The organism is Candidatus Pantoea deserta, assembly GCF_003813865.1.
In the GTDB taxonomy this organism is placed as follows: domain Bacteria; phylum Pseudomonadota; class Gammaproteobacteria; order Enterobacterales; family Enterobacteriaceae; genus Pantoea; species Pantoea deserta.
This window is the reverse complement of sequence record NZ_RMVG01000014.1, coordinates 16,977-41,399: the sequence shown is the minus strand read 5'-3', so window position 1 is coordinate 41,399 and position 24,423 is coordinate 16,977. Positions and strand designations below refer to the sequence as shown.

The window sequence follows — 24,423 nt, the reverse complement described above, 5'->3', positions numbered from 1 at the left end:
ATTAAGAAGCCGCGCGCAGGAATACGCTCCCGATAAAATAGCCGCTACGCCAGACAGAGCCGTATATTTATTTGGCGCCGCCGCGCCGGGTAAATAACTACTTAATCCGCTGCCGCTATAAAAGGCGTCGGTTATCCCTATTATCCTACCTAATTTTAGGTATGCCAGACAGCGCCCCGCAGGAAGGGGCTGGCTGTATTGAGAGAAAATAATGACCAGTAAATCCTTTAAAGCAGATTTGATTATCGCGTCTGATGTCCGCTCTTTGCGGGTGGCCGCAGGCCTGACACAGGAGCGAGCCGCTGAGCGGTTCGATATCAGCCTGCGGGGCTGGCAACGTAAAGAAGCCGCCACGCCCGGTTTGCTGAGCAAGGGAGAATATGAGCTTCTGCTATTGCTGGCTGGAAAACACCCGCATTTCATCCTGACGCCGCGGTAGCATGCTATTTAATTTTGTCAACGTGACCGCGCAACTTTAAAATATCTGTATGAAATTTAAAATTATAAAAACGCAGCCGTAAGACAGTTATTAACCGCCGCCTGAAATTTGCAGAAATTAATTAAAGGCGAGCAGCGCCTGGCCGATAACCTGCTCGTTTTACAGCTTCTGTAGCTGTTCTGTTAAATTATATGGACCGGGAAAAAAATGTTCAGAAATTTACCTATCAAAAGAAAGTTTTTGCTTGCATTTGGCACCATTGTGATTTTATTGCTGGTTTTGTGCGCAACCTTTTATAACAACTTTTCCAGCATCGTAAATTCCAATAACTGGAACATTCATAGCTGGCGCGTCATCGATAAAAGCCGCGCCCTGACGCAAAGCCTGGTGAATATGGAAACCGGTCTGCGCGGTTATGCGATTAACGGCAAAGAAGAGATGCTGGATCCCTGGAAAGAGAGCAAAGAGAACTTTGTGAAACTGTTGCAGGACGCAAAAGCGTTAACGGCGGATAACCCGGCTCAGCAGGCGCGGCTGAACAATTTGCTGAAGGAAGAGCAGGCCTGGCAGGATAATTTTGCCGCAGAACTGCTAAACAACCGTCGCGCGCTCAATGCCGGAACCATTACGCCGGTCGCCTTCAATGCCGCTTTTGAAGCCAACAGCGGCAAGATCCAGATGGATCAGATGCGTAACACCATTGATGAGATCGTTAACGGCGAGAAGAGCCTGCTCAATGAACGTCAGGGGTCGGTAAACGCTATTGAGACGCAAACCCGGATAACGCTGTTTATCGGCGCGCTGCTGGCGTTAGTTATCGCGTCCGCATTAGGCTACGCTCTCGCCCGCGCTATCACCCTTCCGCTTAAAGAGGCGGTGAAAGCGGCTAAAGCGATTGCCGCAGGCGATCTCTCTACCAAACTGGTAGCGCGCTCAACAGATGAAACCGGTGTGTTAATCGCCACTTTCACCGCTATGCAGGAGCAGCTCAAAAAGGTGGTTTCAGAGATTCAGACCGCGGCGTCCTCTATCGACAGCGCCTCTAAAGAGGTCGCGCTGGGTAACACCGACCTCTCTGCGCGAACGGAGCAGCAGGCCGCCTCGCTGGAAGAGACGTCAGCCAGCATGGAACAACTTACGGCGACCGTGAGGCAAAATGCCGCCAATGCGCAAAGCGCCAGCAGCCTGGCCGCTGAAGCGTCTCAGGTCGCGCAGCAGGGAGGCAACGTGGTGGATAACGTCGTCACCACCATGGCGGCTATCTTCGCCAGCTCGAAAAATGTAGTTGATATTATTGGTACGATTGAAAGCATTGCCTTCCAGACAAACATTCTGGCGCTTAACGCGGCCGTCGAAGCGGCCCGCGCTGGCGAACAGGGCCGGGGTTTTGCCGTAGTGGCAAGCGAAGTCCGCGCCCTGGCGCAGCGCAGCGCGACAGCGGCGAGAGAGATCAAGACGCTGATTGAAGCCTCAAATCTGCGCATATCGGAAGGCACCGACCTGGTCGCACAGGCGGGCAAGACGATGACCGGAATCGTTACGGCCATCGGCGATGTATCAACCATCATGTCGGAAATCTACACCGCCTCCGGCGAGCAGGTTAACGGCATTGAGCACGTCGGCATCGCCATCGCGCAAATGGATGAGGTCACTCAGCAAAACGCCGCGCTGGTTGAACAGGCCGCCGCCGCCGCCGCCTCGCTGGAGGAGCAGGCGGCGCAGTTAAGCCTTACCACTTCAATGTTTAAAGTTGCCTGATAAAACGGCTCTCGACTAAAAACCTCGCTTCGCGAGGTTTTTTTTTTCAGCGCGCGGCGCAGTTCTGGCGGCGTTTAAAGGTCGAAACCCGATGGCGTTCAACGCGGCGAGAACCGCTGCGCGATATCCACTGGAAAAAGAGTCCGCGTCAGTTCCTTCCCAGGCATGCATCCCCGCCGTTCAGGCCGCAAGCGCAGTGGCGGCGTAATAACGAGCCTGCCGCCATTGCCTGCGCCGCAGAAAACCCCGGCGTCAGGCCGGTACAGCCTCATATTTTACAGGTATAATCAGATAAATTTTTACCAATCAGAAACGACAATGACAAAACTTACGTTACAAGAGCAGATGCTGAAAGCGGGCCTGGTTACCAGCAAAAAAATGGACAAGGTGCAGAGAACGGCGAAAAAATCGCGCGTTCAGGCGCGCGAAGCCAGACAGGCGGTAGAGGAAAACAAAAAGGCCCAGCTTGAGCGTGATAAACAGCTTAGCGAACTGCAAAAACAGGCGGCGTTATCGAAAGAGTACAAAGCCCAGATCAAGCAGCTGATTGAAATGAACAGAATCACTATTGCCAGAGGCACGATCAGTTTTAACTTCACCGACAACAATCTGATTAAAAAGATTGAGGTGGATAAAGCCACCCAGGCTCAGCTGATTAACGGACGGCTCGCCATTGCGCGTCTGGCGGGTGAGAACAACGGCGAGAGCCAGTATGCCATCATTCCGGCAAGCGTCGCCGATAAGATTGCTCAGCGTGATGCAGGCAGTATCGTCCTGAACAGCGCGCTCAGTCAGGAAGAGCAGGATGAAGACGATCCCTACGCTGATTTTAAAGTGCCTGATGATCTGATGTGGTAACGGAGTGGTCAAAACGGACTGGCATGACGGACATAGATCGCCGCTTCACTGACAGGATGAATAAAGCCTAACTCACTGGCATGGAGCATCAGTCTGGAAGCCTGCGCCGTTCCCGGCCGCTCCCGCCCGCCATAGAGGTCGCAGCCCAGAATGGGATGGCCCAGCAGTTGACAGTGAATGCGCAGCTGGTGGGTGCGCCCCGTCTCCGGCGTCAGCTCGACGCGCGTTAACGGCAGCGGCGCGCCGCCTTCCCCCGCCTGATAAATGCGCTCGATAACCCGATAGCGGGAACGGGCAGGCTTGCCCTGCACAGGGCAAATCGACATCAGCGGAAATCGCGCCGCATCGCGGGCTATCGCCGCGTCTATCACACCCTCGCTCTCGTCCAGATGCCCGCACAGCAGCGCATGGTAGACCTTGCGCACCCTGCGCTGGCTAAACTGTTGGCAAAGCGCGACGTTAATCGCTTTATTGCGCGCGATTACCATAATTCCGGAGGTGCCGAAATCAAGACGATGAACCAGGGTACAGCCAGGATAAAGCGCAGCCAGCCGATAGTGCACCGAATCCAGGTTTAGCGGGTTCTTCCCCGACAGGCTGAGCAGCCCGGAAGGTTTATTGATCAGCAGCAGATGCTCATCCTGAAAGAGCGTCTCAATCTGTTCGGCGCACGGCGGGGCAATAAAGGTATCGATAAGGGTAGACATCAGGCAACCAGAAGGTGAAGGAGCGCGCATAGTAACGGATTCTGGCCCGGCTGGCGACGCAGGTGGTGTAGCAGGTATGGCGACGCCGTATGCCCAGATAAACCAGAGCGGCTGAACGCTTCCTGGGGCTGGAGCCGCCCCCAGGAGCTGGCGCGTCAGTCGCTCTGCGCCCGGTTAGTTCAGAGTTTCTGCGTCTGCGCCTGAATCACTTCCCCGCGTTTTACCCGGCTGGCGAAGAAAATCGCCGCCAGCGAAATTGCCACGGTCGCGCTCAGATACCAGGCGACCGGCGTCCAGTCGCCGTCATATTTAGCCAGCAGTCCGGTAGCGATAAGCGGCGCCGTGCCGCCCGCCAGCGCCGCGCCGAGCTGATAGCCCAGCGTGATACCGGTATAGCGCACATTCGCGCTGAAAATTTCGGAACAGAGCGTGCCGAGCACGGCGGTTACTGGCGCCCAGAGAATGCCAAAGGCAATCAGCGTCGCCAGCACAATTCCCCAGGTCGTGCCGGTATTGAGCAGCAAAAACCAGGGCACGATAAACAGGCCAAGCGCAAAAACGCTTACCGCATACATACGCTGACGGCCTACTTTGTCAGAGAGTAATCCCATCAGCGGGATCATAATGGTGGCAACCAGCGCCGCAAGGGTGACCGCTTCCAGCGCCTGAGACTTTTGATAGCTGAGCGTCGTGGTGGCATAGCTCACCACGAAAGTAGAGAAAATGTAGAAGGGCGCGGTTTCCACCACCTTCAGGCCCGCAGCGATTAACACTTCACGCCAGTGCTGCGTCAGGGTATCGCGCAGCGGCGCTTTCGCCACCTGTCCCGCCTGTTTCACCTTTTTGAATTCCGGCGTTTCATCGATGTCTTTGCGGATCCACAGCCCCAGCAGCACCAGCACGGAACTCAGCAGAAAAGGAATACGCCAGCCCCAGGAGAGAAATGCCTCATCGCTCAGCAGCGTCATCAGCGAGACGATAAAGGTCGCCATTAGCATACCGATCGTCACGCCGGCCTGCGGAATACTGCCAAAAAAACCTTTGCGCTTTTCAGGGGCATATTCATAGGCCAGCAGCAGCGCGCCGCCCCACTCTCCGCCGATGCCGATCCCCTGAATGACACGCATCAAAATCAAGAGCGCGGGCGCCCAGATACCGATCATCTCATAGGTAGGCAACAGCCCGATAAGCACCGTCGCACCGCCCATTAGCGACAGCGTCAGCACCAGCGTTTTTTTGCGCCCGATACGGTCGCCTATATGGGCGAAAATAACGCCGCCAATGGGCCGAATGAAAAAAGTCAGCGAAAAAGAGAGATAGGCGAGGATTAGCCCGATAACCGGATCCACCATGGGGAAGAAAAGTTTATTAAAGACCAGCGCAGCAGCTGTCCCGTAGAGAAAATAATCGAACCATTCAATTGCGCTGCCCGTCAGACTTGCGATTAGCACTTTTTTATTTTTTCGTAACACCGCCATGCTGCTGTCATTTTGCATCATAATCTGAACCCCCGCCGGATGGTTGATTAAGCAGGTGTAACCCGACTCACTTCAGGTGCAACCTGCATGTTAAATAGGTTGTGAATTTGTAAATTAACCTATGTGAGTGAGTTACAAATGACAAGGCCGCGCTAACGGAAACTGGTCAGATCACGCCTGTTTTACCAGCAAATATTTCTTTGTAATGACATAAACCTGGCGAAAAGTAGGGTTGTCTGCGCCTTTTTTGGCAGGAGCGACAGGTGCAACCCAGGCTTTTTTGGATGTTTCTGGTTATTTCTGTTCAATAACCATTTTCTTTTTGCTCGACGCGACGCCTGCCTCTCTGTCCTCTCTTTTACGCAGCGCTCGTTCCAGGGGGTTGAGCTTAAGCTCATTAACAGAAACTCCGACAGATGCGTGCTTTCCCCCTGCTGCGACGCTGCGCGCGTTTGAAGTCGCTACTGGCGCAAAGCGCGGTCAGTCGCCCGCTAAAATATCGGGAGGAGATCTGGGGCGTTCGGCTTTTTCAGCGCGGCAGCCCCCTGAGCCTGACGCCAGCAGGCGCCGCGCAGCTATCAGTCAGTGTGAACATCGATGCATACTGCAATGACGAAGCTTCACTTTTCATTCGGGCATGCGCGGTTACTATCACCCTGTACCTGGCCGTCTTATGATACTTACGCTGTTCGCCGCCCTGCTGCATCTCTGCTGAAACGCCCCGCTGCGCGGCGACATGTCGCGGGCTGGGCTATCTGATTCCCGGTGAGCGCTTAACGCGAAAGAAAAGGCTGGCCTGTACGCTAACGATCGCTGGCATTTTTGTGATGAGTTAATTCAGTCAGGAGAACTCACTATGTCGGATTGCTTCACGATTGCGCTTCTTGGTCCGGGCGCGATTGGCACCACCATCGCTGCCGCACTGCATCAGGCAGGCCGCACGCCGCGGCTGTGCGGACGTACCGCCCATGCCGGGCTAATCCTGCGTCACGATGACGGCGAAACCGTGGTGCCTGGCCCGGTGTTGACGAACCCGGACTCGGTGACTCAGCCGTTCGATCTGGTTTTTGTCGCGGTGAAAACCACGCAGGTCGCCGACAGCGCCGACTGGCTGGCCCGGCTGTGCGGCACAAATACCCTGGTCTGCGCGCTGCAAAACGGCGTCGAGCAAAAGGCCCAGCTGGCCCCCTGGGTTAATGGCGCGACCGTGCTGCCTTCGGTGGTATGGTTTCCCGCTCAGCGAGAGCCGGACGCCTCAGTCTGGCTGCGCGGCAGGCCGCGCCTGACGCTGCCCGATCTGCCGCAGGCGCAACGGGTGATGGAAGCCTTCAGCGGCACCTGCTGCGAGGTGGCGCTGTCATCAGATTTTGTTTCCGTCGCCTGGCGCAAACTGCTGCAAAACGCGGTGGCCGGTCTGATGGTGCTGGCGAATCGTCGCGCCGGCATGTTTTCACGCGCAGACGTCAGCGCGCTGGCGCTGACCTATCTGCATGAGTGCCTGAGCGTTGCGCAGGCCGAAGGCGCAAGGCTGAGCGATAACGTGCCACAGGAGATCCTCGCCGCTTTTCATCAGGCGCCGGCGGATTTAGGCACTTCCATTCTTGCCGATCGTCAGGCGAATCGCCCGCTGGAGTGGGATATTCGCAATGGCGTGATACAGCGTTACGGTCGTAAGCACGGCATCGCGACGCCGATCAGCGATGTGCTGGTGCCGCTGCTGGCGGCGGGAAGCGAAGGCCCAGGCTAACAGTCTCCACTTTGCCTGCTGTGCTGCGCCAGAGGCTGTGCCGGGCGATCTATACGCATGCGGCACAGCCTCCAGCCAGCAGGGTCGCGGAGAGAAACAGAGCGCTAGCCAGCGGCGCTTCCCTTCTGCATCGCCTGAAACAGGCGCGACGTCTCTCCGGGATAGCGCTCAGGACAATGCTAACCCGCTACAGCCGCGCCGCATTGTTTACTGCGGCGGCGCAGGGATCCGGGCAATCACTTTGATTTCAAAATCGTACCCCGCCAGCCAGTTCACCCCTACAGCCGTCCAGTTCGGATAGGGCGGCTGAGGGAAGATCGATTGCTTCACCGCCATAATGGTCGAAAACTGATCTTCGGGATCGGTATGAAACGTGGTGACATCCAGCAGGTCGTCAAAAGTACATCCGGCGGCGGCCAGCGTTGCCTGGAGGTTGTCAAAGGCCAGCTGTACCTGCGCAGCGAAATCAGGTTCCGGCGTACCGTCGGCGCGACTACCGACCTGTCCAGAAACAAACAGCAGATCGCCAGAACGAATCGCGGCGGAATAGCCATGCTTGTCATAGAGAGCGTGGCGGTCAGCAGGAAAAACAGGCTCAGGCTGATTCATGGTATCTCCTCTTAGCGGTATATGAAGCGAGATGCGCAGCCCGGCAAACTGATTTAATATACGCTGCGTATGTAAAATTAATCACACATACGCGCCGTATGTCAAAATATATACGTCGTGTATGTGAACAGGAGTGGTTATGGCCGCTAAACGCCGCGCAGAAAGCATGGAAGAGAATCGTCTGAAGCTGATTGCCGCAGCGCGTAACGCCTTTGCAGAAAAAGGCTTTGCCGCCGCCTCAATGGATGAGCTTACCGCCAGCGTCAATCTGACGCGCGGCGCGCTCTACCATAACTTCGGCGACAAAAAGGGATTGCTGGCTGCGGTTGTTACCCAGATAGATAACGAGATGGCGCAGCATGCCATGGAGGCGGCCGCGGATGTCGAAGATGACTGGCAAAAGCTGCTGGCTGAGGGCATCGCCTATATCAGGATGGCGCTGAATGAGGAGGTACGGCGCATCGTTTTGCTTGATGGTCCGGCTTTTCTTGGCAACCCCGCCCAGTGGCCAAGCCAGAACAGCTGCCTTCAGGCGACGCGTCAACGCATCATCGACATGAGGACGCGCGGCGTTATTAAACCGGTTGATCCAGAGGCCACCGCCTTTCTGTTAAACAGCGCCGCCCTGAACGCCGCGCAGTGGATAGCGGCCAGCGATGATCCGCAGCAGGCGCTGCCGAAAGTCATTGAGGCGTTTACCCTGCTGGTACAGGGTCTGCGCCTGACGCCTGACGCGACGACATCGCGATAAAGAGAGGTCGTTCACAGGGTTAAAAGCCGCGGCGGCGCAAAACGCCCTCTGACGCCTCGTCAGCGGCTTTTTTACGCCACCTCAGGCTCAATGCCCGCCGCCATCAGGCAGCCCTTCAGCACGCCAAACGCATCCTGACACTGCCGCTCATTCACACAGGCGTAACCGAGCAGCAGCCCGCGCCGCTCTTGCTGATGCATATAGTATTGCGAAAGCGGCCGCACCTTGACGCCGCGCTTCAGCGCCTCGGCGGTAATTGCGACGTCGTCGCAGCCGGAGGGCAGCCGCAGCACCAGATGTAAGCCTGCTTCATGGTTTGCCGGCAGTAAAAAGGAGGGACCCAGATAGCGCTCGATCAGCTTGCACAGGAACTGACGCCGCTGCCCGTACAGTAAACGCATGCGGCGAATATGATCCATGTAGTGGCCCTGGCGAATAAATTCAGCCAGCGCGCGCTGAATCAGCAGATGACCGCCGCGATACAGCTCTGAAGCCGCGATGCGCAGCGGTTCGGCCAGCATTTTCGGGACAACCATATAGCCAATGCGCAGAGCCGGATAGAGCGTCTTGCTGAACGTGCCCATATAGATTACTGGCGCATCCTCCTCCAGCCCCTGCAACGACGGCCAGGGCTTGCCCGAAAAGCGGAACTCGCTGTCATAATCATCTTCGATAATCCAGCTCTGGTGACGCCGCGCCAGCGATAATAGCGCCTGACGTCGCGCCAGACTCAGGTGAGCGCCTAAGGGATACTGATGTGACGGTGTCACAAAAACCATTCTCGGCGGCGGGCCGGCCGCGGGCACAATCCCCTCATCATCGACCGGCACGGCGCGAATTTTCAGGCCATTCTTGCGCAGCACATTGCGCGTTCCCCAGTAGCCCGGCTCTTCCATCCAGACCAGATCGCCGGGATCGCACAGCACGCTGGTCACCAGATCCACCGCCTGATGCACGCCTTCGGTTATCAGGATCTGATCGGCATCGGCCTTAACGGAGCGCGCCACGCGCAGATACTCCACAAGCGCATGACGCAGATCGGGGCAGCCGCCGCCGCTGCTGTAAATCAGTCGATGAATATCGGGTTCGCGATTGAGTCTGGCCTGAATCTGGCTAAAAAGCTTATGGGGAAACTCGGTAACGTCGGGCGCGCCGGGCACAAAGGCGCCCCACTGGTAAGGCGATGCGGTGGCATGGCCTATCAGGGTCGCCCCGCGTTTTGACAGGGTTGCCGGTAGCGGCGCAGCCACCGGCTGTAGTAGATCCACGGCCTGACTTTGCAGACAGATTTCCGGCAGCGTCTCCGCAACCCAGGTTCCACTGCCGGTGCGCGCCGTCACATAGCCTTGCGCCATCAGACTTTCATAAACATGCAGTACGGTATTGCGAGATACCCCCAGCTCGCGGGCCATGTCGCGCGTCGGCGGCAGACGCCCGCCGCGGGGAAAGACCCCCTCAATAATCGCCGCCTGTAGGCAGGCCAGCAGTCGTTGCTGCAACGGACCATCCTGTAAAACCTGCAATCTTTCTAATAGGTGATCGGCATAAAGCAGCTGCAATTGGCTCCCTCCCCCTGTCTTGAATTGGCTCTGGCAACTTATCTCTTCGCACGCCTAAATAAAAGCGTTTGTCGGGAATTGTAAATGAAACCTATCGGCGAGGTGAGTGAGATGAGTGAGCACAATAATCTGATGCAGCAGCGTAAAGCACAGGCTCTGCCTCGTGGTACCGGCACCTTATGCGACTGGTACGTAGCGCGCGCAGAGAACGCGACCCTGTGGGATGGCGAAGGCAATAGCTGGATCGATTTCGCCGGCGGAATTGCGGTACTGAACACGGGTCATCGCCATCCGCGCATTGAACAGGCAGTCGCCGGTCAGTTAACAAAATTTACCCATACCGCTTTTCAGGTGACGCCGTACGAAAGTTATGTGGCGCTGGCCGAACGCATTAACCAGCGGGTGCCGGTTGCGGGTCAGGCTAAAACCGCCTTCTTTACCACTGGCGCGGAAGCGGTCGAAAATGCGGTGAAAATTGCCCGCGCCGCTACGCGACGCCACGGCGTGATCGCCTTTGGCAATGCCTTTCATGGCCGCACCCTGCTGACCATGGCCATGACCGGCAAAGTCGCCCCCTATAAACGCGATTTCGGCCCTATGCCGGCTTCGGTGTTCCATGCTCGCTATCCCAGCGCGGTACAGGGCGTCAGCACGGAGGCGGCGCTGGCCAGCCTTGAGGCTATTTTTACGCAGGACATCGCTCCGCAAGACGTTGCCGCGATTGTGCTGGAGCCGGTACAGGGCGAAGGCGGTTTCCACCAGGCTCCGGTGGAGTTTATGGTCAGGCTGCGAGAGCTGGCGGATAGCTATGGCATTTTGCTTATCGCCGACGAGGTGCAAAGCGGTTTTGCCCGCACCGGAAAACTGTTCGCCATGGAGCACTACCCGGTGCAGGTGGATCTGATCACCATGGCGAAAAGCCTGGCAGGCGGAATGCCGCTCTCCGCCGTATCCGGACGCGCCGAGGTCATGGACGCGCCGGGACCGGGCGGCCTGGGCGGCACCTACGCAGGCAATCCGCTGGCAATTGCGGCGGCGCACGCCGTGCTTGATGTGATCGAAGAGGAAGGCCTCTGCGCACGGGCGGGCGAGCTGGGCGCCAGACTTGACGCCTTCCTACAGGCGTTACGCCCCCGTTGCCGCGCCATCAGCGACATTCGCGCATTAGGATCGATGGTCGCCGTTGAGTTCACCGATCCTGCCATCGCGCAGGCGATACAGAAAAAGGCGATGGAAAACGGACTGCTGTTGCTGACCTGCGGCGCAAAAGGCAACGTTATTCGTTTTCTCTATCCGCTGACCATCCCTGACCGGCAGTTCCGCCAGGCGCTGGACATCTTAACCTCGTCCATGAGCGATTACGCCACAGACGCCGAACACCACGCCGTTACGGCCTGATCCTTGCTGGCTCGCTGCGCTGAGCCGCTTCCCCTGCCTGCCCCGGACACAAAAGTCCGGGGACTGTTCTGGAGATGTTCTGATGACGAGTATGCAGACTGAGAACAACACTGCGCTGGCACAAAACCTCAAATCGCGCCATGTGCGTATGCTGTCTATTGCGGGCGTGATTGGCGCTGGCCTGTTTGTCGGCTCCGGCCATGCGATTGCTGAAGCCGGCCCGGCGGTACTTATCGCCTACGCCGCCGCTGGCGCGCTGGTGGTGTTGATTATGCGAATGCTGGCTGAAATGGCGGTCGCTCTGCCTGATTCCGGCTCTTTTTCTACCTATGCCGACAAGGCGCTGGGACGCTGGGCCGGATTCACTATCGGCTGGCTCTACTGGTGGTTTTGGGTGCTGGTTATTCCGCTGGAAGCGAATGCCGCGGGCACCATCCTGCACGCCTGGTTTCCGCAGGTCGCCATCTGGCAGTTCACGCTTGCCATTACGCTTATTTTAACCGCCACCAATCTGCTCAGCGTCAAGAACTATGGCGAATTTGAATTTTGGTTTGCGCTGCTCAAGGTCGCCGCCATTGTCGCGTTTTTATGCGCGGCCGCCGTGGCTATGTCTGGCTATATGCCCAACAGCGGCACCAGCGGACTAAAGCATCTCTATGACACCCAGGGCTTTATGCCAAACGGCATCGGTAAAGTGATGGCCGCGATTTTGACCACCATGTTTTCCTTTATGGGCACTGAGATTATTACCATCGCGGCGGCAGAATCGAAGAACCCTGGCCGGCAAATTACGAAGGCGACTAATTCGGTTATCTGGCGTATCGCGCTTTTCTATCTGCTGTCGATCTTCTTCGTGGTTGCGCTGGTGCCGTGGAACTCGCCGGGGCTGGTTGAGCAGGGTTCCTATCAGACCGTGCTTCAGGCAATGCATATTCCCCATGCCAAACTGATCGTGGATGTCGTGGTGCTGGTCGCCGTGTGCAGCTGTCTTAACTCAGCCCTCTACACCTCTTCACGCATGCTCTACTCTCTGTCGCGTCGTAAAGATGCGCCAGCGGCGGCCTCTCGCACCAGCCGCAGCGGCACGCCCTGGGTTGCGGTGCTGCTCTCCACTGCCGCCGCTTTTGTCGCGGTCGTGGCTAACTATCTGGCGCCCAGCGTGGTATTCGAGTTTCTGCTGGCGACCTCTGGCGCTATCGCGCTGCTGGTGTATCTGGTGATTGCCGTTTCCCATCTGGTCTTGCGCCAGAGACGCGAAAAAGCAGGCGAAACCCTGAGTTACCGCATGTGGCTCTTTCCCGGTCTGACCTGGGTAACTATTCTGTTTATCGCTACCGTCCTGCTTTGTATGTTGTTTAATGCGCAACATCAGACCGAGCTGCTGGCGACCGCTGGACTGACGCTGGTGATTATCGTCGCCAGTCTGGTAATGCCGCGCAAAGCGCGCCAGCGAGAGAAAACGCGCTTCTATGGCGTTCACTCTTCGGAAAATTCCTGACCTGGCGCATTCGGACATGCCGCATCCGGTTGTTATGCGGCATGCTCTTCGCCCCTGTTTGCAGGAAAATGCCTTTCCGACGCCTGTGACTCTCTTCACAGACAGCGACACCGCTGCGCAGGAGGTATTATCCGTTGTACCGCGCAGCGTTGTTATCCACTTTGTTTTAAGCCGGAAACGCGAGGCTTACTGGGCCTTTAACAGGCGCCGAGCTAAGAGATCATGACGGCCTGCCGCCCTGTCTGTAACGGTCTGCATTTCGCCACCACGCCCCTGCCGCTTAAGCTTCAATTAAGAATATTCCTATAACGTAAGGGTTGCCTGAGCCTGTTTCAGGCTTTTCCGGAGCGTTTACAATGCAAAATAAGATCACAGAGTCTCACTCCCTGAGTAAAGTCCCTGCCGTTACCCTGGCCTTCTGGTTAACTAAAATCGCTGCAACTACGCTGGGTGAAACCGGCGGCGATGCGGTCACTATGTCGATGAATCTGGGTTACCTTACCGGTACACTGATTTTCTCCATCATCTTTCTGGTCGCTGTAGTGGTGCAGATCAAGCGCCACAGTTTTAATAAGTGGATCTACTGGTTTACCGTCGTTGCCACCACAACCGTCGGCACGACGCTGGCGGACTTTGCCGATCGCTCTCTGGGCATAGGCTATCTGGGCGGCACGCTGTTGCTGAGTACGTTACTGGTGCTTTCGCTGTTTATCTGGCGCGTAACCTGCGGCACCGTCGCCGTTAATTCAGTAAATAACGGCGTCACGGAGATCTTTTACTGGGTCACTATTATGTTTTCACAAACGCTGGGTACGGCGCTGGGTGACTGGACCGCAGACAGCGAAGGACTCGGCTATGACGGCGGTATTCTGCTGTTTGTCGGGGCGCTGGCCCTTATCTGGGCCGCCAGCCGCTTTACCGCGCTGTCACGTACTGCGCTGTTCTGGGCCGCGTTTATCCTGACGCGTCCGCTGGGCGCCGTGGTCGGCGACTTTCTGGATAAACCCATCGCATCCGGTGGACTTGCGCTGAGCCGCTATAGCGCCTCCCTGACGCTTGCGCTGATTATTATTGGCTTTCTGTGGGTAGTGCCACAGCGCCCGGCGATAAAAACCGCGCCCGCCAGTTAACATCCCCCCTGCACGCGGCAAATCCACAGACGCCGCTTTTATCCAGACCCCCTTCAGGCCGCCAGCAATGGCGGCTTTTTATAGCCGGTCACGCGACTAAAGATTGCAGCCAGACCCTTTTCCGGCTGAAGTGACGCAAAGCGATTATGCTCTGAGGCAACAAAAGCCGGCTGATAAAACTCGCCGTAGCCTAAATACTCTGATGAGAAGGCAACGGAGAAAGCCATTATTGTTGACTGGTTTTACGCCTTCCCTGATTCTGCTCTGCCGCCGCAGGCCTGGCTTCCTCTGGCTTGCAGGCAATCTGTTTATCAGAATACAAGCAACGACAATGCAAAGGCGCTTTTCAACCTACAGGCTCGTTCCAAACCCCGCCGCCCTCCCAGTCGTGTTATGGTTAAACCTCTTCCACAACATGAGGATAGCGCTGTGATTGTCAGAACATGGCACGGCTGTGTACCGACCAGGCATGGTGAAGGTTTTGCACGCCATTTACAGAAAACCGGTGTTGAACATGCAGAGGCGACGTCGGATAGTCTGGGCGCTTATGTGCGCAGAGAGACGCAGGGAGAATGGGAGCATTTCTTTCTGGCGACATACTGGCGAGATCTGGAGGCAGTGAAAGCATTCGCAGGCGAACAGTACCAGATGGCGGTCACCTATCCGGACGATGAGCAGTTTGAACTGCTATCGGATCCTTACGTTTTTCAGCACAACGTTGAGACAGTCTCACCTTTGTAATCATTCACTGGCCGCTGTCGTGAGGCGGCCTTTTCGCTGCCGGGGCTGTCAGTTATCTTTACCGCCCTTTACCCCCTTCCCGCGTTGTCGCTAACCCCATGTTTAGCGTGTCAAGCCGTTAATTTCTTCTGGTTATTTTTAAGTGCCGCTTGATTTCCCTGGTGTCAGACTCAGTTATTTAGCTGGATAAGGCCAGGCGTGATCAAGGCCCATTGATGAGAGGATGCCGGTGACAGCCAGCCAGGCGATCACCAGCGCGACAACAACAATTGCAGTCATTTCAACAGATTTAATCAGATGATGCTTAGTCATAAATAACCCTCCTTTGAGCAGGTGTTTAACGACACCTTTCTCAAAATACGATGTTACCGGTAAAGTGCAAGCCTGAATTACACAATGAAACATAAAGCAGGGCTTATTGATTATTCGCGGTGCGAATCATCAACGCAGTTTATTTGAGGATGTTATGCACTTTCTGCATCAGCACGCTAACTGCGCCTGATACGGCTCTGGCTTGATTAGGCATTATTAGCGGCAGGCTGCACGCCTGGCGAAAGGGAATGACTTGATAACGAGCGGGATAAACTGCGTCTTACTGCTGCCCCACTTCTCCTGCTGGCCTGAAGAAAAGGCGCGAAGGATGACTTTATCCTGATGGCGCAGACGAATCAGTGCGCGCCTGTCGCTGGGTACGCGGTGACAGCCAGGCTTAAAACGGATCGGGGAAGGCGCTCATCGTGAAGTAATGTCTCTGACTGGCGCTTTTCAGACGCACGGCCTGATGATGCAGCAGGTGTCCGTTGGCTGAGAAGCGCTTACGCGCATGGGTTATGACAGAAGAGTCGCAGACCGTTCCCTGCCTCCGTGAAGCCTCACGCTGGAGATCCGCTCTGTAACGGAAATGGATGTGGCAAAAATCTTGCTCTGAAGCATTATGGTTTTGACACTGTTGAGCACGCCGCTCCACGCAGAAAACCGGGCCGCTGGGCATTAAAATATAAGCATTGCTTATCTGCACAGCAACTAAATCACTCCGGATGTTTCAGGCCTTTTAGCCTCAGACAGGCTTTGTCGACACAATATCATTCCCGCCGTAAATGAAATAATCACTGACACCAGCATGAAAAAATAAACAGGCCTGGTGGAATCCCCTGAGAAATAGATAATCATCCCAATAACAGGCAGCACCGACTGATTGAATAATACGATGAGTGAGGATGCGCCAGCAAAGTTTGATGGGTTAATTGTTTCAATACGGATCATCCTGCATATATTCCCGGTAAAAACCTTGCCTGTAATGGAGAGCGCATAGCCTCCAACGAAAACCGGAAACAGTGAAGGATAAGCCAGCATAAGTAGTGAACTTACCGTGATGGTGATAACGGCAAAAAATAGCATGGTTTTACGGGACATCAGCGCATTTAGCGAGCCGTACAGATAGGTACCCGCCACGCCGCAGACGCCTGCGGCCACATCGATCAGGCCAAAATACTTGATGTGCAGCCCCATAACCCGGTCAATCAGCGCCGTGCCGCTCGATTCAACCAGCCCATCAAACATATTATTTCCGGCGGCAAGAGAGATACACAACAACAGCACCGGCGACAGAAAAATAATTTTAAAATTCTGTTTAAAGCCGCCCTCTGTATGCGAACTGCTTGCTGGCGCATCTGATGTTGAAAGCCGGGTATCGCGTAGCTCTTTTTTCTTAAGGATAAAGAACAGCGCATTAGCCGCATATAAGATACAGGGAACAACCAGCAGCAACCGGTAGCCATAATCAATCAACGCTATACCAATCAGCGGCCCTGCCACCATACCAAAAAAATCCATGCGCGATATCAGATTGGCGTGATGCTCTTTGGTTCTGCTGAGTGTCGAAACGAGCTTTTCAAACGAAATGACGGTCTGAGAGTTGCCGATAGAAATGATACTGCCGACGATGCCAAAGGCGACGGCCACGCTTAAACCGGATGAAAAACTGCCGAAAGCGAGAAAAAGGCACCCTGCTGATTTTATTAAGTCTGAAGAAACAGATATCGGTCGGACGCCAAGCCGGTCAATGTATTTTCCTGTAAAAGGAATAATCAGTATCCTTGGCAACCACCACAGCGCATAGGAAAGACCTGAATATTCAATGCTGCCGGTGAGCTGGTAAACCAGTACCGGCGTAAGAAAAACCATCAGTCCGTCCGCCGTCATCACGCAGAACAGCATAAAAAAAAACAGGGCGCTCATCGCTGATTTCAAACCTTTTCTTTTAGCAGGACTTTAACATGTTTACCCGAACGCTCATCAAATACAACCACGGATTTAGGCGTATTATGCGTCGGGGTCTCTCTGACCAGCTCCTGCTGCCTTGCCACCAGAAAAGCATAGTAATCGGTATCGGCTTCCCTGCTGTTTATCCGGTAGCTCAGATAGTTCCGGTTCTTTATGGGCCAGTCTATAACGTCATGACCGGGTATGTATTCTTTCTCATCGCTAAGATAAATAACCGGTCTGTTAACCGTAATCACCCCAGCCATGTTTATCAACGCGTGCGCGACACCGCAGGGAATGATCAATTCGACATTGGGATAAGGGGTAAAGGTGATCTCTTCTTCGATAAACTGCGTATCAGAGCCTTCCCGCATATCAACCAGCTTTAGCGTTATGCTGTGATCGGTTTTTCCCAGAAAAGTCAGGTGATCTTCCTGACCCAGGTGTAAGCCGTAAGAATCAAAGTCGTAATGCTCGTTGCCATGCTCGACAATATACATCGGCGACTTTCTGGTCAGCGGAACAATGCAGCTGTGCTTGCCCGTTTTGACTGAGGGAATTTCCCGAAACGCAACGCCCGTGATAGCGGATTCAGGCAGCGCCAGCGCCTCTTCGTCTGCCAGTTTTTCCCTGATCCTCAGGTTGACCTTACTGCCGTCTTCCAGCGTGAACTCTCTGGTTTCTGAGTGCTGGAATTTATGTTTTTTCAGATTGTCATGCTGAAATTCTCCAATGCGATGATAAACAATATCCGCAGCCTCCTCCGTCATAGGGCGATAACCCGGTACATCGTCGGGTGAAATATCTTCCGGGATATTAATGACGTCATTGCCCGGAGACCAGTTAAGATCGGCCCGTGATAAGGTATCAATATCTGGCAGAAAAAGCGTATAAGAGTTAAGGGTGAAAATATTTTCCAGATTATGGAACGTGTGCGCCACGCCAGGAGGAATGATCAAGGTTTTGGCCGACGACGGCGTTATTTCAAACTCAAGGTATTTTCGGAACGTCGGTGAGCTGGCGCGGCAGTCAATAAATTTAGCGAGGATAACCTGCTCTTCGTTGCCAAGAAAAGTGAGCGTGTCCTGTTGGCCCAGGTGAATACCGTACTGCCCATATTTAAATTCATGCTCGCCGTGGTAGACGATATTAACCGGATGGGTGGTAACAAAAGGTACAACGTATGAATCTGATTTTCCGTTATTGACTCTCCAGCGCGATACCCAGCGCAGCCCGTCAATAGTGATTTCTTTATTCAGCTGCTCGATTACATCGCTCATAAATATGGCCTCATAAAAAAGGCAGCCGCAAAGGCTGCCTTATATCGTCAGAGATTGACCACTTCGATGTCATATCCGGCGCTTTTTGCGCTTTTCATCAGCTCGCTGAGACTACTGGTATTTAGCTGCGAATATTTATCATCCGCTGGCGCATTTTTGATGCCTGCCAGATAAGCAAGCTTATCAAAAGCGGCCGTAGCGGCAGATTTAGTTTGTAATACCATTTCTGTGAAGGCGTTACCCTCCACATTATTTTCATTAGCAGGCTTAGGAGATTTGTACAGACGTGCAACTTCGTTAATTTTGCTCATAAAAACTCCCTACTTTCAGTTGAAGGTATTATGAAAATTAGAACGAACTTGTGAGTGAAAGGCCGTTTGTTGACGTTTCAATTTACATTTATCATTAGCGAAACTTAACTGTCAAGAAGATTTATCATCCCCGTAACGAACAAATTTAATTAAGTATTTTAAACTTTCTACAGACTCAGTGACCTGGTGCGATAGCCTGTGGCAAAAGCGCGGCTGCCGATCTCCTGTAAAGCGCCGGCAGTCCTGAGACTTATCGCTGTGCTGAAAGGGTGTTTACGCATTCAGGCGCGGTCTGGCTGACAATGCGCTTTGCCCAGCGCGGGCACTGTAAAAGCGCAGCGGGATAGCCACCGACAGGCAGCCTAATCGGTTTTGTGGGGGCAGTCACTCTGCCTCAGCGGTAGCGCACTGAGTCAGGCAATGCTGGTAGCGTATGTTCCGCGCCAGCCATATGGCAGGGCTGGCGCGGATGGGCGCTCATCTCTCTGCTCCCGCTGAAAGCAACGCGTCATGCGGGTAGCTGAAATCAGTGGCATCGCTATTCCTTCAGGCTATCCGCGCTGTATGCCACGCTTTTCATGGCCCGCAGCGCATCCAGCCGCATACTGAGCGCCTTTTCGATATTGTCCCAGGCCGTACTGCCCAGCGGTAATCGCAGCGGCGTACTGTCAGCATCAGCGGCAGCGATCATCGCCGTGACGCATTTTTGCGCATCGCCTTTAATCGTAAACTCACCGTTCGCCAGCGCTTTCCGTACCTCCCCGGCTGCCGTATCACGGTAAACTGGCAGGGCATCGGCAATATCCAGCCCCGCGCCAAAATTCGTTGCCGTCGGACCCGGTTCGACTAACAAAAAATCAATGCCAAACGCGGCCACTTCCTGTCGAACCGATTCGACAAACCCCTCTATGCCCCACTTGGTGGCGTGGTAGAGACTGAAGTTGGGATAAGCAATCTGCCCTCCTTCCGAGGAAACCTGCACAATACGGCCGCCGCCCTGCTGCCGCATCAGCGGGATCACTGCGCGGATCAGCTGAATCGAACCGGTGAGATTAGTCGCGATCTGCCGTTCAATTTGCCTGTCGCTCAGCTCTTCCGCTGCGCCAGACAGACCATAAGCGGCGTTACTTACCACGACATCAAACCGCCCCGCCTGCTCGAACGCCGCCTCGACAGCGGGCTTAATCGTGCCTGTGTGGCTAAGATCAAGCACCATTACCTGTAAACTCTCGCCGTATTGCGCACGCATATCCTCTAATGCGGCTTCACGCCGGACGCTGGCGACGACCCGATCGCCGCGGGCCAGCAGGTTTTCACACATCAGGCGGCCCAGACCGCTGGATGCGCCGGTAATTAGCCAGGTTTTCATTTCCGTTCTCTCCGATTAGTGAACTGTCTTTCATCATAGAGCGAATGATTGATGGCATAATCTCCCCAAACCGGCATGAGATGGTGGGAAATACTGAACAATGAAACGCCCGTCCTGGAATGAATTACTGGCGGTGAAAACGGTCGCTGACCAGCGCAGTTTTCGTCGCGCCGCCGATGTGCTCGGACTTAAACGTTCAACCCTCAGTCACACCATCAAAGCGCTGGAAACGACGCTCGGCGTGCGACTTTTTCATCGAACGACGCGAAGCGTGGCGTTGACGGAAACCGGTGAAAGGCTGATTAAGCGCATGCTCCCGCTGCTCGCTCAGATGGACGACGTGCTGAATGACGTGACCGACAGCGACCATCAACCCTATGGAACGCTGCGCATCAGCGCCAGTGATGCCGCTATCAGCCTTCTGCTGGAAAGAATATTACCGACCTTCACCCAACAATATCCGGGGATTGAAATTGATTTAGTGGCGCAAGGTCAGCTGGTTGATATTGTCGAGCAAGGCTTCGATGCCGGCATACGGCTGTCTGAAGATGTGCCTAAAGATATGGTGGCTATTTCTCTGAGCGGACCGCTACGCTTTGTTACGGTGGCATCGCCTGATTACCTGGCATCGCGGCCGCCCGTTACGCATCCACAGGATTTGATGCAGCACCTCTGCTTACGCCACCGTCTGCCAGGCGGCAAACGCTACCACTGGGAATATCAGCAGGGTGAACGGCAACTGGCGCTGGATGTGCCCGGCAGTCTGACGCTCGACAGCGGCGCGCTGATGGCAGAAGCTGCAGCCGCCGGATTAGGTGTGGCTTATGTGCCGGAGCGCTATGCGCAACACGGGCTGAATACGCAACGCCTGGTGACCATGCTGGACGACTGGACCATCGCCTCGCAGGGTATCGCGCTCTATTTTTCGCAAAATCGTCATATGCCCTTCGCGTTACGGTTGTTTGTCGACACCATCAAGGCGACACTGCGCGTCTGAAGTGAATGAGTTAACTGAGCCAATGGATATACGTGATGCTGACTGGCATTAGAATGCGTAATGCCTTGCCTGCCAGTATCCGCTTTGTGTCAAAAGCAAACGTGAAAACCTGATGAGGTGAACTGTGCCTCTTTCTCTGCCTGCCTGCCTGCTTAAGCGTTCGGATATTGCTTTCCAAAATGGCATAGCTAAATATTTTTTTGATTTATTGCATGAAAGCGACAGACTATGACTCCTGCCGATAAACGACGCCCTCAGTTAGCTTTTCCTGTGACAATTTTACTGGCTAATAACGGAAATACCATTAGCCCAGCGCGCTGGCTTGTAAGACTATAATTTCAGCAAAAATTAACGACTTAAAAGATAAGATTTTAATATCTCTCCTGCGGAAAGAATATGACTGACGGTATTTTCACGAGCCGCTGCTGGATTGTTATGCTGGCAGGCTATTAATATTTGCTCGTGTTCATCCTGAAATTTAAGCGTATCCGACAACAGGCGGCGCTGGAAAAGCTCGTATCGCTCAATTTGCTCACGTAACCCATTAATCATCTCCAGCAGACGATGATTTTTACACCTGCGATATAACAACTCATGAAACTCCCGGTTATAAAGCCCCTGCTGCGTGGGTTCAGATGCGCTCCCCAGCAGACGATGAACAAGTTCTGCCCGTGCCATTGTTTCAGTATCCATGTAATTCATGCTCTGAAATATAGCCTCACCTTCCAGTAAAGCCCGGAGTTGATAAATTTCGTCTATATCGGATGCATCAAGCGTTTTAACGACCGCTCCCCGATTTCTGTAAACCTTGACTAGTCCCTCCTGCTCAAGTTGCCGTATAGCTTCTCTCATGGGGATGCGGCTAACAGAAAACTGGCTTGCAAGGTCTCTTTCAATGAGCCGATCGCCATCTTTTAAAGAGCCACTGTTGATTAAATTTTTCAGCTGCCGGGCAAGCAGGTTTGCGGTGGTAATGGGCGTGACGCTCATATAATACTTTCTACACTGTATAAAATGGTATACCATTATGCCATCTACGCTACTTCTGTGACAAGTTTGAAAAAAGCTCCATTATTCAACTTATAACTTGTGGCCGGGGCTATACGCGTAATGAATGGCTATCGTAGACAATGTGAAAAAAAGAGGCAGAAGAATGGAGCACCTTTACAAATCACACATATCCTGGACAGGAAATCTGGGTACTGGCACGTCCGGTTATAAGGCATACAAACGCACATGGGACATTGCCATTGAGGGAAAAGAACCTGTTCACTGTTCAAATGATCCCTTATTGGGTGGCGATTCTGGCAAAATGAACCCGGAAGATCTTCTTATCTCCTCTCTGTCTGCCTGCCATATGCTGTGGTATTTACATCTGGCTTCTGATGCTGGCATTACAGTAACAGGCTATGAAGACACGCCCGTGGCGACGGGAGAAATCCTGAAAGGGGGAGCCGGCCGTTTTATTTCCGCCATCCTGAGGCCCAAAATTACGGTGATAGCGGGCACAGATTTACATGCTGCAACTGCTATTCATGATAAAATTCATGAGGTCTGCTTTATAGCAAGATCGGTTAATTTTCCTGTCAGCTATGAACCTGAATTTATTATTTGTAACAGACAATAAATTATCCCGCTTCGCCATTATATTAACGCCGGGCTGGGTGATTTCAGTGCCCTATTTTTGTGAACGACACCCATGCGAAATCTTCAGCCTGATGCGCAAGGTTTATAAACAGGCGCTCTGCCGTTGGTAAATGGCTTTATGCATTTGATACGCTCTCTGCGACAAAAGTGAAAGCTACGCTTAGTGTTTATCTCTGCGCCGCAAAAGTACCTGCAAATCTCTCTCTTCCTCTCCTGCGCCGGTTCCAGCGGAAGCGCCGCGATAAAACGTGCTGGCATTCGCCGCCGTAATCCGTACCATACGCGGCATACTTTTGCCTGCTGATTGCTATCGGCTGGCGCAACCCTTTTATAGCCAGCCAGACGGGGCATGAAAACGCGCAGCAGGTCGATGAGCCTGATGCGCCAGGATTGAAGCGATGAACGGCAGCCGGATTAAGATGCTCAACGCTGAGCTGACAAGCCGAAACCTGTTGCCCCTTAATATGCCCTTTTTTGGTTTTAGAGACACTGAACATGCAAGAAAATCAGACGGTTGATAAAAAAGAACAGTACAACCTCAACAAACTCCAGAAGCGTTTACGTCGCAACGTCGGCGAGGCCATCGCTGACTACAATATGATTGAAGAAGGCGACCGCATTATGGTCTGCCTGTCAGGCGGCAAAGACAGCTATACGCTGCTGGAGATCCTGCGCAATCTGCAACAGAGCGCGCCGGTGAAATTCTCGCTGGTGGCGGTTAATCTCGATCAGAAACAGCCGGGCTTTCCGCAGCATATTTTGCCGGAGTATCTGGAGTCGCTGGGCGTCGAGTACAAAATCGTCGAAGAGGACACCTACTCTATCGTCAAAGAGAAGATCCCGGAAGGCAAAACCACCTGCTCCCTCTGCTCGCGCCTGCGCCGCGGTATTCTCTACCGTACCGCCACCGAGCTGGGCTGCACCAAAATCGCGCTGGGTCATCACCGCGACGACATCCTGCAAACGCTGTTTCTCAACATGTTCTACGGCGGAAAAATGAAGGGAATGCCGCCGAAGCTGATGAGCGACGACGGCAAGCATATTGTAATTCGTCCATTGGCCTACTGCCGGGAAAAAGACATTATTCGCTTCTCTGAGGCGCGTAAATTCCCGATCATTCCCTGCAACCTCTGCGGTTCGCAGCCGAATCTTCAGCGCCAGGTGATTGCCGATATGCTGCGCGACTGGGATAAGCGCTATCCGGGACGCATCGAAACCATGTTCAGCGCCATGCAAAACGTTGTGCCTTCACATCTGGCGGACATCAACCTGTTTGATTTTAAAGGCATTCAGCACGGCGATGCCGTGGTAGACGGCGGCGATCTGGCTTTTGACCGCGAAACTCTGCCAGTGCAGCCTGCCGGCTGGCAGGAAGATGATGAGGATGCGGCTCCGGAGCGTCTTAACGTTCTCCAGCTGCCGTAACCAGCAGACAAAACAAAAAGGGCGCGCTGTTAAGTCAGCGCGCCCTTTTTTTATCGATGCGGCGGCGGATCGAGAATCGGCGGATAGCCGGGTTCCGGCTGCGGATCCGGTTGCGGATTGGGCGGCGGTTGCGGTATCGGATCGGGAATCGGGACAGGATCGGTAGGAATCGGGTCGCTGGCGATAATGGATGTCATGCCTTTCTCCTTTGCTGTCGTTGTTCCTTAAGCATAGGTATAACTCAGCGACACGGGCAAAAAAAAAGCCGGCGGATAAGGCCGGCATGTTGAATTAACTATGTGCTATGCAGTAATTCTAAAAAGGAAGTAAGACAATATGGAGCGCAACGCCCATCGCTTGACGTTGCATTCACCTGCGGGAACAGAGTTTGCCGCTGATGGCCTGGGTAGTTATTGACCTCGATCAGCTTTTTTCCTCTTTCTGCCGCAACGGCGGATT

24 protein-coding genes and 1 pseudogene are annotated in these 24,423 nt (G+C 54.1%); 13 read left to right on the top strand and 12 right to left on the bottom strand.

What is annotated here, in order from left to right; all coding sequences use genetic code 11:
- Positions 1-211: 211 nt before the first annotated feature.
- From BBB56_RS16565 to BBB56_RS16555, 3 genes are all read left to right on the top strand, one after another.
- The gene (locus BBB56_RS16565) at positions 212-439 is read left to right on the top strand and encodes a helix-turn-helix domain-containing protein (protein ID WP_123802040.1); all 228 of its coding nucleotides are present in this window, start codon (positions 212-214) and stop codon (positions 437-439) included.
- Positions 440-679: 240 nt separating this feature from the next.
- Positions 680-2,197 (top strand): methyl-accepting chemotaxis protein, encoded by a 1,518-nt coding sequence (locus tag BBB56_RS23925; RefSeq protein ID WP_305036976.1) that lies wholly within the window; start codon positions 680-682, stop codon positions 2,195-2,197.
- 318 nt (positions 2,198-2,515) lie between these two features.
- Positions 2,516-3,055, top strand: coding sequence for a DUF2058 domain-containing protein (locus BBB56_RS16555; protein WP_123802038.1), 540 nt, complete (start codon positions 2,516-2,518; stop codon positions 3,053-3,055).
- An 8-nt stretch (positions 3,056-3,063) separates the two neighbouring features.
- Here BBB56_RS16555 and BBB56_RS16550 read toward each other — a convergent pair whose 3' ends face one another.
- A complete protein-coding gene (locus tag BBB56_RS16550; protein ID WP_123802037.1) occupies positions 3,064-3,762 on the bottom strand; it encodes an RluA family pseudouridine synthase in 699 nt (232 codons plus the stop codon).
- 179 nt (positions 3,763-3,941) lie between these two features.
- Positions 3,942-5,261: an MFS transporter gene (locus BBB56_RS16545; RefSeq protein WP_123802036.1), complete on the bottom strand. Its 1,320-nt coding sequence runs from the start codon at positions 5,259-5,261 to the stop codon at positions 3,942-3,944.
- A 421-nt stretch (positions 5,262-5,682) separates the two neighbouring features.
- Between BBB56_RS16545 and BBB56_RS23790 the strand changes: the two are divergent.
- Together BBB56_RS23790 and BBB56_RS16535 are read left to right on the top strand one after the other, a co-directional pair.
- Positions 5,683-5,812: pseudogene (locus BBB56_RS23790) on the top strand (helix-turn-helix domain-containing protein); the annotation flags it as partial.
- Positions 5,813-6,096: 284 nt separating this feature from the next.
- A complete protein-coding gene (locus tag BBB56_RS16535) occupies positions 6,097-6,987 on the top strand; it encodes an oxidoreductase (RefSeq protein ID WP_123802034.1) in 891 nt (296 codons plus the stop codon).
- Between the two features lie 207 nt (positions 6,988-7,194).
- Here the strand turns inward: BBB56_RS16535 and BBB56_RS16530 are convergent, their stop codons facing one another.
- Positions 7,195-7,596 (bottom strand): RidA family protein, encoded by a 402-nt coding sequence (locus BBB56_RS16530; protein ID WP_123802033.1) that lies wholly within the window; start codon positions 7,594-7,596, stop codon positions 7,195-7,197.
- Between the two features lie 139 nt (positions 7,597-7,735).
- Between BBB56_RS16530 and BBB56_RS16525 the strand changes: the two genes are divergently transcribed.
- A complete protein-coding gene (locus BBB56_RS16525; protein WP_123802032.1) occupies positions 7,736-8,347 on the top strand; it encodes a TetR/AcrR family transcriptional regulator in 612 nt (203 codons plus the stop codon).
- Between the two features lie 71 nt (positions 8,348-8,418).
- Here the strand turns inward: BBB56_RS16525 and pdxR are convergent, their stop codons facing one another.
- Entirely contained in the window at positions 8,419-9,906 is a 1,488-nt protein-coding gene (gene pdxR, locus BBB56_RS16520; RefSeq protein WP_123802031.1) for a MocR-like pyridoxine biosynthesis transcription factor PdxR, read from the bottom strand.
- 111 nt (positions 9,907-10,017) lie between these two features.
- Between pdxR and gabT the strand changes: the two genes are divergently transcribed.
- The 3 genes from gabT (at position 10,018) to BBB56_RS16505 (ending at position 13,932) form a co-directional block, all read left to right on the top strand.
- Positions 10,018-11,304 carry a 4-aminobutyrate--2-oxoglutarate transaminase gene (gene gabT, locus BBB56_RS16515; RefSeq protein ID WP_123802124.1) on the top strand — a complete coding sequence of 429 codons (1,287 nt, stop codon included), beginning with the start codon at positions 10,018-10,020 and terminating at the stop codon, positions 11,302-11,304.
- 82 nt (positions 11,305-11,386) lie between these two features.
- Positions 11,387-12,802, top strand: a complete 1,416-nt coding sequence (gene gabP / locus BBB56_RS16510; RefSeq protein ID WP_123802030.1) for a GABA permease — start codon at positions 11,387-11,389, stop codon at positions 12,800-12,802.
- A 356-nt stretch (positions 12,803-13,158) separates the two neighbouring features.
- On the top strand, positions 13,159-13,932 hold the full coding sequence (locus tag BBB56_RS16505) for a COG4705 family protein (protein WP_123802029.1): 774 nt from the start codon (positions 13,159-13,161) through the stop codon (positions 13,930-13,932).
- 53 nt (positions 13,933-13,985) lie between these two features.
- Here BBB56_RS16505 and BBB56_RS23515 read toward each other — a convergent pair whose 3' ends face one another.
- Positions 13,986-14,159 (bottom strand): hypothetical protein, encoded by a 174-nt coding sequence (locus BBB56_RS23515; protein ID WP_158673942.1) that lies wholly within the window; start codon positions 14,157-14,159, stop codon positions 13,986-13,988.
- Positions 14,160-14,361: 202 nt separating this feature from the next.
- Between BBB56_RS23515 and BBB56_RS16500 the strand changes: the two genes are divergently transcribed.
- Complete coding sequence (locus BBB56_RS16500) at positions 14,362-14,673, top strand: hypothetical protein (RefSeq protein ID WP_123802028.1); 312 nt, start codon at positions 14,362-14,364, stop codon at positions 14,671-14,673.
- Between the two features lie 174 nt (positions 14,674-14,847).
- On the opposite strand, the gene BBB56_RS23650 is transcribed toward BBB56_RS16500, so the two are convergent.
- From BBB56_RS23650 to BBB56_RS16480, 5 genes are all read right to left on the bottom strand, one after another.
- Entirely contained in the window at positions 14,848-14,985 is a 138-nt protein-coding gene (locus BBB56_RS23650) for a hypothetical protein (protein WP_199756252.1), read from the bottom strand.
- Positions 14,986-15,696: 711 nt separating this feature from the next.
- Entirely contained in the window at positions 15,697-16,923 is a 1,227-nt protein-coding gene (locus tag BBB56_RS16495; protein WP_233593050.1) for an MFS transporter, read from the bottom strand.
- Positions 16,920-18,215 (bottom strand): dTDP-4-dehydrorhamnose 3,5-epimerase family protein, encoded by a 1,296-nt coding sequence (locus tag BBB56_RS16490; RefSeq protein WP_123802027.1) that lies wholly within the window; start codon positions 18,213-18,215, stop codon positions 16,920-16,922. Before BBB56_RS16490 ends, BBB56_RS16495 begins: the two co-directional genes overlap by 4 nt.
- 47 nt (positions 18,216-18,262) lie before the next feature.
- Positions 18,263-18,526 carry an XRE family transcriptional regulator gene (locus BBB56_RS16485; RefSeq protein ID WP_123802026.1) on the bottom strand — a complete coding sequence of 88 codons (264 nt, stop codon included), beginning with the start codon at positions 18,524-18,526 and terminating at the stop codon, positions 18,263-18,265.
- Between the two features lie 538 nt (positions 18,527-19,064).
- Entirely contained in the window at positions 19,065-19,895 is an 831-nt protein-coding gene (locus BBB56_RS16480; protein WP_123802025.1) for an SDR family oxidoreductase, read from the bottom strand.
- A 100-nt stretch (positions 19,896-19,995) separates the two neighbouring features.
- On the opposite strand from BBB56_RS16480, the gene BBB56_RS16475 reads away from it, so the two are divergent.
- A complete protein-coding gene (locus BBB56_RS16475) occupies positions 19,996-20,892 on the top strand; it encodes a LysR family transcriptional regulator (RefSeq protein ID WP_123802024.1) in 897 nt (298 codons plus the stop codon).
- A gap of 348 nt (positions 20,893-21,240) precedes the next feature.
- On the opposite strand, the gene BBB56_RS16470 is transcribed toward BBB56_RS16475, so the two are convergent.
- Positions 21,241-21,882, bottom strand: coding sequence for a GntR family transcriptional regulator (locus BBB56_RS16470; RefSeq protein WP_123802023.1), 642 nt, complete (start codon positions 21,880-21,882; stop codon positions 21,241-21,243).
- Positions 21,883-22,045: 163 nt separating this feature from the next.
- On the opposite strand from BBB56_RS16470, the gene BBB56_RS16465 reads away from it, so the two are divergent.
- Both BBB56_RS16465 and ttcA read left to right on the top strand, forming a co-directional pair.
- Positions 22,046-22,519: an OsmC family protein gene (locus BBB56_RS16465; protein WP_123802022.1), complete on the top strand. Its 474-nt coding sequence runs from the start codon at positions 22,046-22,048 to the stop codon at positions 22,517-22,519.
- 515 nt (positions 22,520-23,034) lie between these two features.
- Positions 23,035-23,964: a tRNA 2-thiocytidine(32) synthetase TtcA gene (gene ttcA, locus BBB56_RS16455; protein WP_123802021.1), complete on the top strand. Its 930-nt coding sequence runs from the start codon at positions 23,035-23,037 to the stop codon at positions 23,962-23,964.
- A 50-nt stretch (positions 23,965-24,014) separates the two neighbouring features.
- Here the strand turns inward: ttcA and BBB56_RS23645 are convergent, their stop codons facing one another.
- Positions 24,015-24,161, bottom strand: coding sequence for a hypothetical protein (locus BBB56_RS23645; RefSeq protein ID WP_199756251.1), 147 nt, complete (start codon positions 24,159-24,161; stop codon positions 24,015-24,017).
- Between the last annotated feature and the right edge of the window lie 262 nt (positions 24,162-24,423).

What these genes read in the sequence shown, in the direction of transcription:
- BBB56_RS16565 (WP_123802040.1), top strand. Translation starts at nt 212, where the DNA reads ATGACCAGTAAATCCTTTAAAGCAGATTTGATTATCGCGTCTGATGTC.
- BBB56_RS16555 (WP_123802038.1), top strand. Translation starts at nt 2,516, where the DNA reads ATGACAAAACTTACGTTACAAGAGCAGATGCTGAAAGCGGGCCTGGTT.
- BBB56_RS16550 (WP_123802037.1), bottom strand. Translation starts at nt 3,762, where the DNA reads ATGTCTACCCTTATCGATACCTTTATTGCCCCGCCGTGCGCCGAACAG.
- BBB56_RS16545 (WP_123802036.1), bottom strand. Translation starts at nt 5,261, where the DNA reads ATGATGCAAAATGACAGCAGCATGGCGGTGTTACGAAAAAATAAAAAA.
- BBB56_RS16535 (WP_123802034.1), top strand. Translation starts at nt 6,097, where the DNA reads ATGTCGGATTGCTTCACGATTGCGCTTCTTGGTCCGGGCGCGATTGGC.
- BBB56_RS16530 (WP_123802033.1), bottom strand. Translation starts at nt 7,596, where the DNA reads ATGAATCAGCCTGAGCCTGTTTTTCCTGCTGACCGCCACGCTCTCTAT.
- BBB56_RS16525 (WP_123802032.1), top strand. Translation starts at nt 7,736, where the DNA reads ATGGCCGCTAAACGCCGCGCAGAAAGCATGGAAGAGAATCGTCTGAAG.
- gabT (WP_123802124.1), top strand. Translation starts at nt 10,018, where the DNA reads ATGAGTGAGCACAATAATCTGATGCAGCAGCGTAAAGCACAGGCTCTG.
- gabP (WP_123802030.1), top strand. Translation starts at nt 11,387, where the DNA reads ATGACGAGTATGCAGACTGAGAACAACACTGCGCTGGCACAAAACCTC.
- BBB56_RS16505 (WP_123802029.1), top strand. Translation starts at nt 13,159, where the DNA reads ATGCAAAATAAGATCACAGAGTCTCACTCCCTGAGTAAAGTCCCTGCC.
- BBB56_RS23515 (WP_158673942.1), bottom strand. Translation starts at nt 14,159, where the DNA reads ATGGCTTTCTCCGTTGCCTTCTCATCAGAGTATTTAGGCTACGGCGAG.
- BBB56_RS23650 (WP_199756252.1), bottom strand. Translation starts at nt 14,985, where the DNA reads ATGACTAAGCATCATCTGATTAAATCTGTTGAAATGACTGCAATTGTT.
- BBB56_RS16490 (WP_123802027.1), bottom strand. Translation starts at nt 18,215, where the DNA reads ATGAGCGATGTAATCGAGCAGCTGAATAAAGAAATCACTATTGACGGG.
- BBB56_RS16485 (WP_123802026.1), bottom strand. Translation starts at nt 18,526, where the DNA reads ATGAGCAAAATTAACGAAGTTGCACGTCTGTACAAATCTCCTAAGCCT.
- BBB56_RS16480 (WP_123802025.1), bottom strand. Translation starts at nt 19,895, where the DNA reads ATGAAAACCTGGCTAATTACCGGCGCATCCAGCGGTCTGGGCCGCCTG.
- BBB56_RS16475 (WP_123802024.1), top strand. Translation starts at nt 19,996, where the DNA reads ATGAAACGCCCGTCCTGGAATGAATTACTGGCGGTGAAAACGGTCGCT.
- BBB56_RS16470 (WP_123802023.1), bottom strand. Translation starts at nt 21,882, where the DNA reads ATGAGCGTCACGCCCATTACCACCGCAAACCTGCTTGCCCGGCAGCTG.
- BBB56_RS16465 (WP_123802022.1), top strand. Translation starts at nt 22,046, where the DNA reads ATGGAGCACCTTTACAAATCACACATATCCTGGACAGGAAATCTGGGT.
- ttcA (WP_123802021.1), top strand. Translation starts at nt 23,035, where the DNA reads ATGCAAGAAAATCAGACGGTTGATAAAAAAGAACAGTACAACCTCAAC.
- BBB56_RS23645 (WP_199756251.1), bottom strand. Translation starts at nt 24,161, where the DNA reads ATGACATCCATTATCGCCAGCGACCCGATTCCTACCGATCCTGTCCCG.